The sequence below is a fragment of the Enterobacter sp. UCD-UG_FMILLET genome, assembly GCF_000762975.1.
Classification (GTDB): domain Bacteria; phylum Pseudomonadota; class Gammaproteobacteria; order Enterobacterales; family Enterobacteriaceae; genus Enterobacter; species Enterobacter dykesii.
In genome coordinates, this window is sequence record NZ_JRJC01000006.1 from 240,689 (window position 1) to 256,435 (window position 15,747).

At 57.3% G+C, this 15,747-nt stretch carries 12 protein-coding genes; 10 read left to right on the forward strand and 2 right to left on the reverse strand.

Going from position 1 to position 15,747, the window contains the following annotated elements; translation table 11 throughout:
* Positions 1–22: 22 nt before the first annotated feature.
* A complete protein-coding gene (queF, locus tag LA04_RS01585) occupies positions 23–865 on the reverse strand; it encodes an NADPH-dependent 7-cyano-7-deazaguanine reductase QueF (RefSeq protein ID WP_047650243.1) in 843 nt (280 codons plus the stop codon).
* Positions 866–934: 69 nt separating this feature from the next.
* On the opposite strand from queF, the gene syd reads away from it, so the two are divergent.
* The 8 genes from syd to LA04_RS01630 all read left to right on the forward strand — a co-directional run bounded on the left by syd (position 935) and on the right by LA04_RS01630 (position 9,247).
* Positions 935–1,480 carry a SecY-interacting protein gene (gene syd, locus LA04_RS01590; protein WP_047650244.1) on the forward strand — a complete coding sequence of 182 codons (546 nt, stop codon included), beginning with the start codon at positions 935–937 and terminating at the stop codon, positions 1,478–1,480.
* 630 nt (positions 1,481–2,110) lie between these two features.
* Positions 2,111–2,440, forward strand: coding sequence for a YqcC family protein (locus LA04_RS01600; RefSeq protein WP_023309024.1), 330 nt, complete (start codon positions 2,111–2,113; stop codon positions 2,438–2,440).
* Entirely contained in the window at positions 2,437–3,213 is a 777-nt protein-coding gene (gene truC, locus LA04_RS01605) for a tRNA pseudouridine(65) synthase TruC (protein WP_047650245.1), read from the forward strand. The genes LA04_RS01600 and truC overlap by 4 nt, the downstream gene beginning before the upstream one ends.
* Positions 3,214–3,237: 24 nt before the next feature.
* A complete protein-coding gene (locus LA04_RS01610) occupies positions 3,238–3,687 on the forward strand; it encodes a flavodoxin (RefSeq protein ID WP_047650246.1) in 450 nt (149 codons plus the stop codon).
* Positions 3,688–3,981: 294 nt separating this feature from the next.
* Positions 3,982–5,337, forward strand: a complete 1,356-nt coding sequence (gene gudP, locus LA04_RS01615; protein WP_047650247.1) for a galactarate/glucarate/glycerate transporter GudP — start codon at positions 3,982–3,984, stop codon at positions 5,335–5,337.
* A complete protein-coding gene (locus LA04_RS01620) occupies positions 5,337–6,677 on the forward strand; it encodes an enolase C-terminal domain-like protein (RefSeq protein ID WP_047650372.1) in 1,341 nt (446 codons plus the stop codon). The genes gudP and LA04_RS01620 overlap by 1 nt, the downstream gene beginning before the upstream one ends.
* 15 nt (positions 6,678–6,692) lie before the next feature.
* A complete protein-coding gene (gene gudD, locus LA04_RS01625) occupies positions 6,693–8,030 on the forward strand; it encodes a glucarate dehydratase (protein WP_047650248.1) in 1,338 nt (445 codons plus the stop codon).
* 77 nt (positions 8,031–8,107) lie between these two features.
* Entirely contained in the window at positions 8,108–9,247 is a 1,140-nt protein-coding gene (locus tag LA04_RS01630; RefSeq protein ID WP_032660254.1) for a glycerate kinase, read from the forward strand.
* 83 nt (positions 9,248–9,330) lie between these two features.
* Here LA04_RS01630 and barA read toward each other — a convergent pair whose 3' ends face one another.
* Positions 9,331–12,090 carry a two-component sensor histidine kinase BarA gene (barA, locus tag LA04_RS01635; protein ID WP_047650249.1) on the reverse strand — a complete coding sequence of 920 codons (2,760 nt, stop codon included), beginning with the start codon at positions 12,088–12,090 and terminating at the stop codon, positions 9,331–9,333.
* Between the two features lie 59 nt (positions 12,091–12,149).
* On the opposite strand from barA, the gene rlmD reads away from it, so the two are divergent.
* Together rlmD and relA are read left to right on the forward strand one after the other, a co-directional pair.
* The gene (rlmD, locus tag LA04_RS01640; RefSeq protein WP_047650250.1) at positions 12,150–13,448 is read left to right on the forward strand and encodes a 23S rRNA (uracil(1939)-C(5))-methyltransferase RlmD; all 1,299 of its coding nucleotides are present in this window, start codon (positions 12,150–12,152) and stop codon (positions 13,446–13,448) included.
* 51 nt (positions 13,449–13,499) lie between these two features.
* On the forward strand, positions 13,500–15,731 hold the full coding sequence (gene relA / locus LA04_RS01645; protein WP_008499628.1) for a GTP diphosphokinase: 2,232 nt from the start codon (positions 13,500–13,502) through the stop codon (positions 15,729–15,731).
* The last annotated feature ends 16 nt before the right edge of the window (positions 15,732–15,747 follow it).

Genomic DNA, 15,747 nt, shown 5'->3' on the forward strand with positions numbered 1-15,747 from the left:
GCATATTGTGAAAATATTTATATTACTGACGCACCAGCCGTCCCGTTGCTGGCACAAAATCGGTGTTGGTGCGCCATGGGTTGATGTCCAGACCGCCACGGCGGGTGTAGCGCGCGTAAACGCTCAGTTTTTCTGGCTGGCAGAAACGCTGAATATCGCTAAAGATACGCTCCACGCACTGCTCGTGAAATTCGTTGTGATGGCGGAACGACACCAGGTAGCGCAGCAATTTTTCCTGGTCAATTTTCGGGCCGCGGTACTGGATCTGCACCGAGCCCCAGTCCGGCTGGTGGGTGATCAGGCAGTTGGATTTCAGCAGGTGGCTGACCAGCGTCTCTTCGACCACCTTTCCGCTCGCGGCGTTTTCGAGGTAATCGGCGCTGAATTCATAATTCTCCACCTCAATATCCTGATCGTCGATGCAGGTCCCGTTGAAGTGGGCGACTGGCAGCCCCTCCAGCTCGTGCAGGCGATACAGTGAAACGCTTACCTTTCCCTTCGCGCAGGCGCTTAAATCACGTTCCAGGGTGTGCTGAACGTCTTCCCAGCTGTTGAATTTTGTCTGGTTAAAGCTGTTGAGATAGAGCTTAAAGCTTTTGGACTCGACGAGATTCACGCTGGCGTAATCCAGCTCAACGTGGCCCACTGCCACCTGCGGCAGGCCGCGCGCGTTGAGCCAGGAGAGTTCGTACAGCGTCCAGATGTCACCGCCGACAAACGGCAATGCGTCTGCATGAAGACCCAGAGGATCGCGGTTCAGGCTGCGCGGCACGCCCTGCAGCAGGCTTGCATCGTAGGTATCGCGGTAATCGGTCGATTTGCCCAGCGTTAAGCCGGTTAACGCCTGATGATTTTCGTAAGACATGTTTCATAGCCACTTTACAGGTACACTTATGGCCTGAGTTTATCCTGTCTGACAAGAAGAGAGAAATCGGTGGACATCGAAACTGCAAATGCCCTCACTACCTTCACGACCCGCTATTGCGACGCATGGCATGAAAAGCACCAGACATGGCCGCAAAGTGCTGATTTGTATGGCGTACCCTCGCCGTGCATTATCTCTTCAGTCGACGATCATGTTATCTGGCAGCCAAAACCTTTCGACGGCGAGCAAAATGTAAATGCGGTTGAACGGGCAATGGACATTGTGGTACAACCAGCGGTTCATGCGTTTTATACCACGCAGTTAGCAGGGGATATGCCCGCGCGCTTTGCTGATATCACGCTGACGCTGTTGCAGACCTGGAGCGAAGACGATCTGCAGCGCGTTCAGGAAAACCTGATTGGTCATCTGGTCACGCAAAAACGCCTTAAGCTTTCTCCTACGCTCTTTATTGCCACGCTGGACAGCGAACTGGACGTTATCTCCGTCTGTAACCTGTCAGGTGAAGTGGTTAAAGAGACTATCGGCACCCGCAATCGCGAGACTCTCGCCCCCTCTCTTGCGGATTTCCTCACCCGACTTGAGCCACTTCTGTAATCCATGATGCTATAGCGCGTGTGAGAGATCTCTTACAACGTTTGTGAGAGATCGCTGAAGATTCAGTATTACCTCATTTTATTCAGATTAATATCACTCTATTTTTCAACGAATTACTTGTTCATTGTCTTGTTTCCAGGGATTTCTTGCGGCTTACAACCCAGAAAGGGTGGGTTGTAAGACGAAGCGGAATAGCGGATTCTATTTCTGTCGACAGGACGCCGACACGACAAACGAACATCAGGATGATGGCGTTTCTCAAACAGGACTCGTCAGGATGGCGCTGCAGGAAGGCTTCAGGATGAAGCGAAGTGGATAACGCAGGATGCGTAAGGGACACCTCCAGGAAGGAGAACGAGAGCCGGTCAGGATGGCCGGTGGGTCAGGAAGGCCAGGACGTTTCAGGATGAAACAAACACGTCAGGAAGATGTGTGCAGGATGTATTGGCTTACGGATGACCAGGCCTTCGGGCTTCAGGAAAAGTTGTCACGGATGAGCAGGGAGCACGAATTGTAGCTGGAATGCTGCGAAACGAACCGGGAGCACTGTTTTTACAGTGCTCCCTTTTTTTATTTCTGCCTTCCGCAATGCTATGCTGCGCGCCGTTCACTTTTTCAGTTGAGGTTACTATGACGCAACACGATAGCGTTCGTGCTCAGTTGCACGCCATCGAAGCCCTTTTGCGCCAACATCAGCTGTGGCAGGAGACCGCGCCGCAGCCGGAAGCGTTCGCGAGCACCCAGCCCTTCTGCCTGGATACGCTGGCCCCGTTTGAGTGGCTGCAGTGGGTGTTAATCCCGCGCATGCACGCCCTGCTTGAGGGCGGTCACCCGCTTCCGCAGGCGTTTGCTGTCTCTCCCTACTATGAAATGGCGCTCGAGGCGACGCACCCTGCGCGCGACGTGATGCTGGTCGAACTGGAAAAACTGGATGCCCTGTTCGCCGGTGAAGATGCATGACGCTTGAGATCCTCTATCAGGACGAGTGGCTGGTGGCGGTGAATAAACCGTCAGGCTGGCTGGTGCACCGCAGCTGGCTCGATCGCGATGAGAAAGTGGTGGTGATGCAGACCGTTCGCGACCAGATTGGTCAGCATGTTTTTACCGCCCATCGTCTCGACAGGCCGACCTCCGGCGTGCTGCTGATGGGGCTTTCCAGCGAGGCGGGGCGTCTGCTATCACAGCAGTTTGAACAGCATCAGATGCAAAAGCGCTACCACGCGATCGTGCGCGGCTGGCTGACGGAAGCCGCCACGCTGGACTATCCGCTGGTGGAGGAACTGGACAAAATCGCCGATAAATTTTCCCGCTATGACAAAGGTCCGCAGCCCGCGGTGACGGACTATCGCGGCATGGCGACGACCGAAATGCCGGTGGCAACCAGCAAATTCCCGACCACACGCTACAGCCTGGTTGAGCTTCTGCCTAAAACCGGGCGTAAGCACCAGCTGCGACGCCATCTTGCGCACCTGCGCCACCCGATTATTGGCGACAGTAAACACGGTGATTTACGCCAGAACCGCAGCGCGGCCGAACACTTTGGCTGCCATCGTCTGATGTTACACGCCAGCGAGCTGAGCCTGACGCACCCGTTTACCGGCGAGCCGCTGACTATCCGCGCGGGGCTGGACGACGTCTGGATGCAGGCGCTGTCACAGTTTGGCTGGCTGGGACAACTCCCCGAAAATGAAAGGGTTGAGTTTGTACCGGGCAACGTTCAGGATGAAGAGTAAGCGCATTCAATATGGGAAAATAGCATGGCTGAAGTAGGCATTTTTGTCGGCACAATGTACGGCAACTCGCTGCTGGTAGCGGAAGAGGCTGAGGCAATACTCGCCAGCCAGGGCCATAAAGCCACGGTCTATGAAGACCCGGAGCTGGCAGACTGGGAAAAGTATAAAGATAAATACATTCTGGTGGTGACCTCCACCACCGGGCAGGGCGATCTGCCGGACAGCATCGTGCCGCTGTACCAGGGCATTAAAGACCAGCTTGGCTATCAGCCGGACGTGCACTACGGCATCATTGCCCTGGGCGACCGTTCTTACGCCAACTTCTGCGGCGGCGGCAAGCAGTTCGATGCGCTCCTGCAGGAGCAGAGTGCCCAGCGCGTCGGCGAGATGCTGCTGATTGACGCGGGTGAGCACCCTGAACCTGAAAGCGAATCAAACCCGTGGGTCGAACACTGGGCAACGCTCCTTAAATAGTTCTCCTGGCCGGGTAAGGCTTAGCCGCCACCCGGCGATACACCCCGCTCCAAACGCCAATTCCGTGAACCACCTTCCATTCCCCTGGGCTTATGCCATAAACAACCTCTCATGCACCCTTCAAAACTGTGTTTTTGCACGGTGAGAGAACGGACCACTCCTTCATATACTTTTCCGGTCACTATAAAACGGCGTCAGGCCGTACCAAAACGACAAATACCAATCTCATTCTGATTACCCTACCGGTGCTGTACAGAATGAACCAGGCGAAAGCTATGTTTCAGGAGTGCAACAATGAGTACATTAAGCCACGCAGCGAGCGGCGCTGAAAAGCGCACTAATGCCCGCTACTGGATAGTGGTGATGCTGTTTATCGTCACATCCTTTAACTATGGTGACCGCGCCACGCTGTCGATTGCCGGTTCGGAAATGGCAAAAGATATCGGCCTTGATCCGGTGGGCATGGGTTACGTTTTCTCCGCATTCTCATGGGCCTACGTCATCGGGCAAATTCCTGGCGGCTGGCTGCTGGACCGTTTTGGATCTAAACGCGTCTATTTCTGGTCCATCTTTATCTGGTCGATGTTTACCCTGTTGCAGGGTTTCGTCGATATCTTCAGCGGCTTCGGCATTATCGTGGCGCTCTTCACGCTGCGCTTCCTGGTAGGCTTAGCGGAAGCACCTTCCTTCCCGGGGAACAGCCGCATTGTGGCGGCCTGGTTCCCGGCGCAGGAGAGGGGAACGGCGGTGGCGATTTTTAACTCCGCACAGTACTTCGCGACGGTGATCTTTGCGCCCATTATGGGCTGGCTGACCCATGAGGTGGGCTGGTCACACGTTTTCTTCTTTATGGGCGGGCTTGGGATCGTCATCAGCTTTATCTGGCTGAAAGTGATCCACGAACCCAACCAGCATCCAGGCGTGAACAAAAAAGAGCTGGAGTATATTGCGGAAGGCGGCGCGCTGATCAACATGGATCAGAAATCCGCAAAAGCAAAAGTCCCGTTCAGCCAGAAATGGGCGCAGATCAAGCAGCTCGTCGGCTCGCGCATGATGATCGGTATCTATCTGGGCCAGTACTGTATTAACGCCTTAACCTACTTCTTCATCACCTGGTTCCCGGTATACCTGGTGCAGGCACGCGGCATGTCGATCCTGAAAGCGGGATTTGTCGCGTCGGTCCCGGCAATCTGCGGCTTCGTCGGCGGCGTGCTCGGCGGGGTGATTTCCGACTGGCTGATGCGCCGCACCGGTTCCCTGAACATCGCGCGTAAAACGCCTATCGTGCTCGGCATGCTGCTCTCCATGACCATGGTGTTCTGTAACTACGTCAACGCCGAATGGATGATTATCGGCTTTATGGCGATGGCCTTCTTCGGCAAGGGCATTGGCGCGCTGGGCTGGGCGGTGATGGCGGATACGGCGCCGAAAGAAATCAGCGGCCTGAGCGGCGGTCTGTTCAACATGTTCGGCAACATCTCCGGAATTGTTACGCCGATCGCTATCGGCTACATCGTCGGCACCACCGGCTCTTTCAACGGTGCGCTAATCTACGTGGGTGTGCATGCGCTGGTGGCGGTACTGAGTTACCTGGTGCTGGTAGGGGATATCAAACGCGTCGAACTTAAACCTGTTGCGGAGCGTGGATGATGACAACGCAATCGAGCCCAACCGTTACGGAGATGAAGGTCATTCCGGTGGCCGGGCAGGACAGCATGCTGCTCAATATTGGCGGGGCACATAACGCCTGGTTTACCCGTAATATCGTCGTGCTGAAAGACAGCGCAGGGAATACCGGCGTGGGCGAAGCCCCGGGCGGAGAGGTGATCTACCAGACGCTGGTCGATGCCATTCCGCTGGTCGTGGGTCAGGAGGTCGCCCGCCTGAACAAGGTCGTTCAGCGTGTGCATAAGGGTAACCAGTCTGCTGACTTTGATACCTTCGGTAAAGGTGCCTGGACGTTCGAACTGCGAGTCAACGCGGTCGCCGCGCTGGAGTCCGCCCTGCTGGATTTACTGGGTAAGGCGCTCCAGGTCCCGGTTTGCGAGCTGCTGGGGCCCGGCAAACAGCGTGATGCGGTCACCGTGCTGGGCTATCTGTTCTACGTTGGCGACCGCAATAAAACCGATCTCCCCTATCTGGCGCGATCCATGGGCGATCACGACTGGTATCGCCTGCGCCACCAGGAAGCGCTCTCCAGCGACGCGGTGGTGCGTCTGGCCGAGGCGGCGCAGGATCGCTACGGCTTTAAGGATTTCAAGCTGAAGGGCGGCGTGCTGCCCGGCGAGCAGGAGATTGAAACGGCCCGGGCGCTGAAAAAACGCTTTGCGGATGCGCGGATCACCGTTGACCCGAACGGCGCCTGGCTGCTGGATGAAGCGATTAGCCTGTGCAAAGGGCTAGGGGATGTCCTGACCTATGCGGAAGATCCCTGTGGCGCGGAGCAGGGCTTCTCGGGCCGCGAAGTCATGGCTGAGTTCCGTCGCGCCACCGGGCTGCCGGTCGCGACCAATATGATCGCCACCAACTGGCGTGAAATGGGTCATGCGGTGATGCTGAACGCTGTCGACATACAGCTGGCGGACCCTCACTTCTGGACACTTTCAGGCGCAGTGCGCGTGGCGCAGCTGTGCGATGACTGGGGGCTGACCTGGGGCTGTCACTCGAACAACCACTTTGATATTTCGCTGGCGATGTTTACCCACGTTGGCGCGGCGGCGCCGGGTAACCCGACCGCTATCGACACCCACTGGATTTGGCAGGAAGGTGAAGCCCGCCTGACGAAAAATCCGCTGGAAATCATCAATGGCAAGATTGCCGTACCGGATGCGCCGGGCCTGGGCGTGGAGATTGACTGGGATCAGATCCATAAAGCCCATGAGGCGTATAAAAAGCTACCGGGCGGCGCGCGTAACGACGCGGGCCCGATGCAGTACCTGATCCCCGGCTGGACATTTGACCGCAAGCGCCCTGTTTTTGGCCGTCACTGATAAAAGGATTACACGATGAGTACTTTTACGACCCCTGTCGTCACTTCCATGCAAATCATTCCGGTTGCGGGTCATGACAGCATGCTGATGAACCTGAGCGGCGCGCATGCGCCGTTCTTTACCCGCAACATTGTCATTATCAAAGACAATTCCGGCCATACGGGCGTGGGCGAAATTCCGGGCGGAGAGAAGATCCGCCGGACGCTGGAAGATGCCATTCCGCTGGTGGTGGGCAAAGCGCTGGGCGAGTACAAAAATGTCCTCAACACCGTGCGCAATACCTTTGCCGATCGCGATGCCGGAGGGCGTGGCCTGCAGACCTTCGATCTGCGCACCACCATTCATGTGGTGACCGGGATTGAATCCGCGATGCTGGATCTGCTGGGTCAGCATCTGGGCGTTAACGTTGCGTCGCTGTTGGGCGAGGGGCAGCAGCGCAGCGAAGTGGAAATGCTGGGCTATCTGTTCTTTGTCGGCGACCGCAGGCTGACGCCGTTGCCTTATCAGAGCCAGGCGGATGAACAATGCGACTGGTATCGACTTCGCCACGACGAGGCGATGACCCCGGAAGCGGTGGTGCGCCTGGCGGAAGCCGCTTACGAAAAATATGGCTTCAACGATTTCAAACTGAAGGGCGGCGTGCTGGCCGGTGAGGAAGAGGCGGAAGCCGTCACCGCGCTGGCAAAACGTTTCCCGCAGGCACGCGTGACGCTGGATCCGAACGGCGCGTGGTCGCTAGATGAAGCGATCAAAATTGGCAAGCAGCTGAAAGGCGTGCTGGCGTATGCGGAAGATCCGTGCGGGGCTGAACAGGGCTTCTCGGGCCGTGAAGTTATGGCGGAATTCCGTCGCGCCACGGGGCTGCCGACCGCGACCAATATGATTGCCACCGACTGGCGTCAGATGGGACACACCCTGTCATTGCAGTCCGTCGACATTCCGCTGGCGGATCCGCACTTCTGGACGATGCAGGGGTCGGTGCGCGTGGCGCAAATGTGCCACGAGTTTGGCCTGACCTGGGGCTCGCACTCTAATAACCACTTCGACGTGTCGCTGGCGATGTTCACGCACGTTGCCGCCGCCGCGCCGGGCACGATTACCGCTATCGACACGCACTGGATCTGGCAGGAAGGTAATCAGCGTCTGACTAAGCAGCCCTTTGAGATAATAGGTGGCATGGTGCAGGTGCCTTCCACGCCGGGGCTGGGGGTTGAGCTGGATATGGACCAGGTCATGAAAGCCCATGAGCTGTATCAAAAACACGGTCTGGGCGCGCGCGACGACGCGATGGCGATGCAGTATCTGATCCCCGACTGGGCATTCGACAATAAACGCCCGTGCATGGTACGATAAACGCATTGGGACCGCTCCCACTGGCGGTCTTTTACGTGGTGTATGCTTAACGTAACGACTATGCGTAAGGATGGCTTATGAAAATTGTTATCGCACCGGACTCGTATAAGGAAAGTTTGAGTGCGCTTGAGGTTGCGACAGCGATAGAACGTGGTTTTCGCGAGATCTTTCCCGAGGCGGTTTACGTCAAACTGCCGGTCGCGGACGGTGGCGAAGGGACGGTTGAGGCGATGATCGCGGCAACGCAGGGACGCATTGTGCATGTTCCGGTGACCGGCCCGCTGGGTGAGCGCGTGGAAGGGTTTTATGGCTTATCCGGTGATGAGCAGAGTGCCTTTATTGAAATGGCGGCGGCAAGCGGCCTGGAGCTGGTCGTTCCTTCACAGCGTAATCCCCTGAAAACCACCTCGTGGGGGACGGGCGAACTTATTCGTCACGCGCTGGACGCAGGCGTTAAGCATATCATCATCGGCATTGGCGGCAGCGCCACCAATGACGGCGGAGCAGGGATGGTGCAGGCGCTGGGGGCAAAGCTGCTGGACGACAGCGGGCAGCCCCTTGGGCAGGGCGGGGGCGAGCTGGGAAAACTCGCGCGTATCGACCTGAGCGGGCTGGACAGACGTCTGGCGGAGTGCCGGATAGAGGTCGCCTGTGATGTGACGAATCCGCTCACCGGTAAGGATGGCGCGTCAGCCGTATTTGGTCCGCAAAAGGGGGCCACTCCCGAGATGATCGTCACCCTGGACAACGCGCTGGCGCAGTATGCAAGAGTCATTGCCCGGGATCTGGATATCGACGTGCTAAACCTTGCTGGCGGCGGCGCGGCGGGTGGCATGGGGGCCGCGCTGTACGCCTTTTGCGGCGCGCAGCTGCGCCAGGGCATTGAGATCGTGACCGATGCGCTACACCTGGCCGACCAGGTGGCCGATGCGGATCTGGTGATCACGGGAGAAGGCCGCATCGACAGCCAGACGATCCACGGCAAAGTCCCGGTGGGCGTGGCGAAAGTGGCGAAACGCTTTAACAAACCCGTCATCGGCATTGCAGGCAGCCTGACGGCGGACGTTGGCGTGGTACACGATCACGGCATTGATGCGGTTTTTAGCGTGATCTACACCATCTGCTCGCTGGAGGATGCGCTGGAAAATGCCAGCGAGAACGTCAGGATGGCCGCCAGGAATATCGCGGCGGTGCTGAAAGTGGGGCAGGGAATGTAGTGCTCCCTCTCCCTGTGGGAGAGGGCATCAGGCCGCACCCGCAATTGTAGGCCCGGTAAGCGTAGCGCCACCGGGCTTTTACCTCAGCTTCCCAGCACCTTCGTTGCTTCCCGCGTTACGTTATCCATCTCATCCAGCAGCTCCAGGAACTCCGGTTCAAGCTCCGATTCCGGCGTGCCGGAACGCAGCTGCTGCTCCAGCAGTTGGCAAAGATTTTTCAGCCGAGGTACGCCGCTGTACCCGCAGCTGCCGTGCAGCTTGTGGATTGCTTCCAGCAGCGCTTCCGGGTTTTCACCCACCAGCTGCTCTTCCACCTTATTGCGAATTTCCGGCAGAAACGCGACCAGCATTTGCAGCATTTCGCGGGCCAAATCGGGTTTACCGGCCGCCTGGCGCAGCGCGAGCTGCCAGTCAAAGGTGGCGTTCTGGTTAACGCTGATTTCAACCGGCTCGCTGGAAACCGTGTATGTCCCGCCAATGTGACCCGGCTTATAGCGTAACAGCAGGTTATGAAGCTTCTCTTCATCGATGGGCTTCGCCAGATAGTCATTCATCCCGGCGCTCAGCAGCTTCTCTTTCTGACCGGCCATCGCGTGCGCGGTGACCGCAATGACCGGAGTTTGCTGCTGATGCGGCAACTGGTGGATCAGCTCGCAGGCCCGAATGCCATCCATGCCCGGCATCTGAATATCCATCAGGATTAAATCGAACTGCATCTGCTTCGCCTGTTCAACCGCCTGCGCGCCGCTGGTGCACAGCTCAACGTGCTGAACCTGGTCCTCAAGCAATGCGCCAATCAGCTTCAGGTTGGCCGGATTATCATCCACCGCCATCACGCTCATCGGCAATTTTTGCTCGTCGTTAATCAGCGGGAGAGCATGCTGGCTATGACGGCAATACTCCGTGAGCGCGGGCAGGAGGCGGGTCGAGGTGAGCGGTTTCAGCAGACACGCGGCGGCTCCGTCGTTTTTCAACTCCTCCGCATTAATCTGGGCGTGGCAGGGTAGCGCCAGCAGCAAATAGTCGGTCATCGATGCGGCTTTCGCCAGCCGCTCCTGTTGCATGGTCAGTTCGCCGGTGAAGGTGACCGGGATCCCCATCAGCAGAATGTCGTAATGCTCAACGGCAAGGGCTGAGAAGGTAGGGCTGTAGACCACCTCCAGCGGCGTGGTGCTTAAAATATCGAGCGCACACTGCGCTGCCGCCGCATTAGGTTCGACGTAGGCCAGACGCTTGCCTTTCAGGCAGTCCGTCACCGGGCCATCGGTCAATACGTTCGGGTTGAGGTCCAGATTAATGTGGAACCAGAATGTTGAACCGCGGTTTGGCTGGCTGTGGAAAGAGATATCGCCGCCCATCTCGTTCACCAGACGCTGCGTGATTACCAGCCCCAGACCGGTGCCGCCATGACGGCGGGAGATACTGGCATCCGCCTGACGGAACGCCTGGAACAGACGCGACTGATCCCGTTCCGGAATACCGATGCCGGTATCGCGGATCTGGACTTCAATCTGCACCTTATTACTGCTGATCGAGCGTTTCTCTACCAGGACGTCGATATTACCGCTTTCGGTGAATTTAATGGCATTCCCGACAAGGTTAGTAATGACCTGCTGTAGGCGGAGCGGATCGCCAATGACGTTATCCGGCACGTCGTTTTTAATGTTGAGCGTCAGCTCAAGGCCTTTGTCATGCGATGAGTGCGCGAGCAGCGTCACCACCTCATCGAGCGTACTGCGCAGCGGGAACGGAATGCTTTCCAGGATCAGCTTGCCCGCTTCCAGCTTGGAGAAGTCCAGCACGTCGTTGATGATCGCCAGCAGGTTGTTGGCCGAGCGTTCAATGGTGTGCAGGTGATCGCGCTGAGTAGGATTCAGTTCGCTTTTCAGCGTCAGGCGGGTAAAGCCGATCACGCCATTGAGCGGCGTGCGCAGCTCGTGCGACATATTGGCAAGGAATTCTGACTTAATACGTGCCGCTTCCTGGGCGCGTTTTTTCGCCAGATCCAGCTCGACGTTCTGGATCTCCATTTGCTCCAGCGTTTCGCGCAGGTCGGAGGTGGCCTGGTCAACGTTGTGCTGCATCTCTTCATGATACGCCGCCAGCGACATGGCCATCGAGTTGATGCCGTTTTTCAGCATATCCAGCTCGCCCAGCATAAACCCTTCCACACGGCTGTCGAGCTGACCCCGGCGGATGCGGTCAACCGTGTTGACCATGTTGCGGATGGGGCCCGTCACGTCGCGCATCAGGCGCCAGCCGAAGATCAGCGCAATGCCAATGCAGAACAGCATCATCACGCCAGAGATGAAAATTTCTTTGTACTGCTGTAGCCGGACCGACTTGAGATCCAGCTCGAGCGCCACATATCCCAGCATATTGTTGCTGGATTTAGCGTCGGATTGCGCTGACTCATCGGGTGAATAGCTTTCCGACACGATCGGCGTGCGCAGGATCATGATATCGCCGCGCCGCAATACGGTGAGATGGCGCGGGAACGGCGTGCCGTCAGGAATTTTCAGGGACGTCGGGTCAAGGTGAAAATTCGAGGTAACAAACAGACGGTTGTTTTCATCATAAACGGAGATAGCCCGCACGATGTCCGAGTGACGACGATGCAGGACGCTAATTAACTGACCAATGGATTCCCGGTTTTGCAGGTTCATCCCATACTCGCTGGAGACCGCCAGCGGTTCGATAATGCTGGCTCCGGCGTCTTCCAGCTGTCGCTGCAAATCGTTATAGCGATGCACCACAAAGAAGATACTCAGCAGCAAACCGATCAATACGGTGGGGGCGAGGATCAAAATCATCATGCGTGCACGCAGGCTGTAGTTGGTCATGGCGTTCCGTTATGGGACAATTAGGACAATTATGTTTATATGTGAGAAAAATCTCAGCGATGGCGCAATTCTACTCTGCAAAGCGACGCGTGACGACGCGTCAGATCATAACTGTTGAAGCCACGGACCTCGATCCTTTTGGTCAGGGGGTGGCGCGGCACAACGGTAAGACACTGTTTATAACAGGTTTGCTGCCATCAGAACGAGCAGAAATTACGCTGACGGAAGATAAACGCCAGTACGCGCGCGGCCAGGTAAAGCGCCGACTGAGCGATAGCCCGGAACGCGAAGTGCCTCGCTGCCCCCATTTTGGCGTCTGCGGGGGCTGCCAGCAACAGCATGCGAGCACAGGATTACAGCAAAAAAGCAAAAGCCGCGCGCTGGCGCGCCTGCTTAAACACGACGTTAATGAGATCCTCGCCGACGAGCCCTGGGGCTATCGTCGACGCGCGCGCCTGAGCCTCAGCTATCAGCCAAAAACGGATCGTCTGGAGATGGGGTTTCGCAAGGCCGGTTCCAGTGACATTGTCGATGTGCAGCAGTGCTCCATTTTGGTGCCCCATCTTGAGGCATTGCTTCCGGAAGTGCGCACCTGTCTTTCCGGGCTGGACGGCGTTCGCCACCTCGGGCATGTCGAACTGGTCATGGCCAACAATGGACCGCTGATGGTCCTGCGCCATACCGCGCCGTTGTCGAAAAAAGATCGCGAAAAACTGGAACGCTTTTCGCATTCCCACGACCTGGCGCTTTTCCTTGCACCACAAAGCGAGATACTTGAGCAGGTTACCGGTGAGGCGCCTTGGTATGCGTCAAACGGGCTACGCTTAACGTTCAGCCCGCGGGATTTCATTCAGGTGAATGATGGCGTTAACCAACTGATGGTTGAGAAAGCGCTGACGTGGCTGGACGTTCAGAAAAGCGATCGGGTGCTCGATCTGTTCTGCGGAATGGGCAACTTCACGCTGCCGCTGGCGCGAAAAGCGGCCAGCGTCGTTGGCGTGGAAGGCGTTGAGGCGCTGGTGGCGAAAGGGCAGGAGAACGCGCAGCAGAACGGCTTGCAAAATGTGACATTCTTTCATCAAAATCTTGAGGAAGATGTCACCCAACAGCCGTGGGCAAAACAGGGCTTTGATAAAATTTTGCTCGACCCGGCGCGTGCCGGTGCCCCGGGCGTGATGGCACATATTATTAAACTCGCGCCGAAGCGCGTGGTCTATGTTTCCTGTAACCCGGCAACGCTTGCACGAGACAGCGAGGCATTACTCAGCGCGGGTTACCAGATTCAGCGTCTGGCAATGCTGGACATGTTCCCGCACACTGGACATCTGGAATCGATGGTGTTGTTCGAGCACATCTAATTTGTTTGGCTTGTCGACTTCGACAGGCCCTGGTCCCTAAAGGAGAGGACAATGGTTGCGGTAAGAAGTGCACATCTCAATAAAGCTGGGGAGTTTGACCCACAAAAATGGATCGCAAGTCTGGGAATTTCCAGCCAGCAGTCGTGTGAACGCTTAACCGAAACCTGGGCCTATTGTCTGCGCACCACGCAGGGGCATCCGGATGCCGATCTTCTCCTGTGGCGCGGCGTGGAGATGGTGGAAATCTTATCCATGCTGAACATGGATATTGAAACGCTGCAGGCCGCGCTGCTCTTCCCCCTCGCGGATGCGGACGTGGTCAGCGAAGACGTGCTGCGCGACAGCGTCGGGAAATCCGTCGTCGCGCTGATCCACGGCGTGCGCGATATGGCGGCCATTCGCCAGCTCAAAGCCGCGCACACCGATTCCGTCTCATCTGAGCAGGTCGATAACGTTCGCCGGATGCTGCTGGCCATGGTGGATGACTTCCGCTGCGTGGTCATCAAGCTTGCCGAGCGGATTGCCCACCTGCGAGAGGTGAAGGATGCGCCGGAAGACGAGCGCGTGCTGGCGGCCAAAGAGTGTACAAATATCTACGCGCCGCTGGCGAACCGCTTAGGGATTGGTCAGCTGAAATGGGAGCTGGAAGATTACTGCTTCCGTTACCTGCACCCGGCAGAATACAAACGTATTGCCAAACTGCTGCACGAGCGCCGTATCGACCGCGAGCATTATATCGAGGAATTTGTCGGCGGGCTGCGCCAGGCGATGAAAGAAGAGAACGTGCGCGCCGAAGTCTACGGTCGGCCTAAGCATATCTACAGCATCTGGCGCAAAATGCAGAAGAAACACCTCGCCTTTGACGAGCTGTTTGACGTGCGCGCCGTGCGTATCGTGGCGGAGCGTCTGCAGGACTGCTACGCCGCGCTGGGGATAGTACACACCCATTTCCGTCATCTTCCCGATGAGTTCGATGACTATGTCGCCAACCCCAAACCGAACGGCTATCAGTCTATCCATACCGTTGTGCTTGGCCCTGGCGGCAAAACGGTCGAGATTCAGATCCGCACCAAACAGATGCATGAAGACGCCGAGCTGGGCGTTGCCGCGCACTGGAAATACAAAGAAGGTACGTCCGGCGGAGCGCGTTCTGGCCACGAAGACCGCATTGCCTGGCTGCGCAAGCTGATTGCGTGGCAGGAAGAGATGGCCGACTCCGGCGAGATGCTCGACGAAGTGCGTAGCCAGGTCTTTGACGATCGCGTCTACGTCTTTACCCCAAAAGGGGACGTTGTCGACCTGCCGGCGGGCTCTACGCCGCTAGATTTTGCCTACCACATCCACAGCGATGTGGGACACCGCTGCATCGGGGCGAAAATCGGCGGACGAATCGTACCGTTCACCTATCAACTGCAGATGGGTGACCAGATTGAAATCATTACCCAGAAGCAGCCCAACCCGAGCCGTGACTGGCTTAACCCGAACCTGGGCTACGTCACTACCAGCCGCGGGCGCTCGAAAATTCACGCCTGGTTCCGTAAACAGGATCGTGACAAGAACATCCTTGCCGGTCGTCAGATCCTCGACGACGAGCTGGAGCATATCGGAATCAGCCTGAAAGAGGCGGAAAAATTCCTGCTGCCGCGCTACAACTTCAACGAGCTTGACGAGCTGTTAGCGGCCATTGGCGGCGGTGATATTCGTCTGAATCAGATGGTGAACTTCCTGCAGGCGCAGTTCAATAAGCCAAGCGCGGAAGAGCAGGACGCGGCGGCGCTGAAGCAGCTGCAGCAGAAAACCTACGCGCCGCAGCAGCGCAGCAAAGACAACGGCCGCGTGGTGGTCGAGGGCGTGGGCAACCTGATGCACCACATCGCCCGCTGCTGTCAGCCAATCCCGGGCGACGATATCGTCGGCTTTATCACTCAGGGACGCGGAATTTCGATTCACCGTTCCGACTGTGACCAGCTTGCCGAGCTGCAGTCGCATGCGCCGGAGCGCATCGTGGAAGCGGTTTGGGGTGAGAGCTATTCTGCTGGCTACTCGCTGGTGGTGCGCGTCACTGCCAACGACCGCAGCGGCCTGCTGCGCGACATCACGACCATTCTCGCCAACGAGAAGGTCAACGTGCTGGGCGTCGCCAGCCGCAGCGATACCCGCGAGCAGCTTGCCACCATCGATATGACCATCGAAATCTACAACCTGCAGGTGCTGGGCCGCGTGCTTGGCAAGCTGAACCAGGTGCCGGATGTGATAGACGCGCGTCGTCTGCACGGCGGTTAAACACACTCTTCTGTAG

Excerpts from the sequence above, each read along its gene's own strand:
- queF (WP_047650243.1), bottom strand. The coding sequence starts at position 865 with ATGTCTTACGAAAATCATCAGGCGTTAACCGGCTTAACGCTGGGCAAA.
- LA04_RS01600 (WP_023309024.1), top strand. The coding sequence starts at position 2,111 with ATGACGCAACACGATAGCGTTCGTGCTCAGTTGCACGCCATCGAAGCC.
- truC (WP_047650245.1), top strand. The coding sequence starts at position 2,437 with ATGACGCTTGAGATCCTCTATCAGGACGAGTGGCTGGTGGCGGTGAAT.
- LA04_RS01610 (WP_047650246.1), top strand. The coding sequence starts at position 3,238 with ATGGCTGAAGTAGGCATTTTTGTCGGCACAATGTACGGCAACTCGCTG.
- gudP (WP_047650247.1), top strand. The coding sequence starts at position 3,982 with ATGAGTACATTAAGCCACGCAGCGAGCGGCGCTGAAAAGCGCACTAAT.
- LA04_RS01620 (WP_047650372.1), top strand. The coding sequence starts at position 5,337 with ATGACAACGCAATCGAGCCCAACCGTTACGGAGATGAAGGTCATTCCG.
- gudD (WP_047650248.1), top strand. The coding sequence starts at position 6,693 with ATGAGTACTTTTACGACCCCTGTCGTCACTTCCATGCAAATCATTCCG.
- LA04_RS01630 (WP_032660254.1), top strand. The coding sequence starts at position 8,108 with ATGAAAATTGTTATCGCACCGGACTCGTATAAGGAAAGTTTGAGTGCG.
- barA (WP_047650249.1), bottom strand. The coding sequence starts at position 12,090 with ATGACCAACTACAGCCTGCGTGCACGCATGATGATTTTGATCCTCGCC.
- rlmD (WP_047650250.1), top strand. The coding sequence starts at position 12,150 with ATGGCGCAATTCTACTCTGCAAAGCGACGCGTGACGACGCGTCAGATC.
- relA (WP_008499628.1), top strand. The coding sequence starts at position 13,500 with ATGGTTGCGGTAAGAAGTGCACATCTCAATAAAGCTGGGGAGTTTGAC.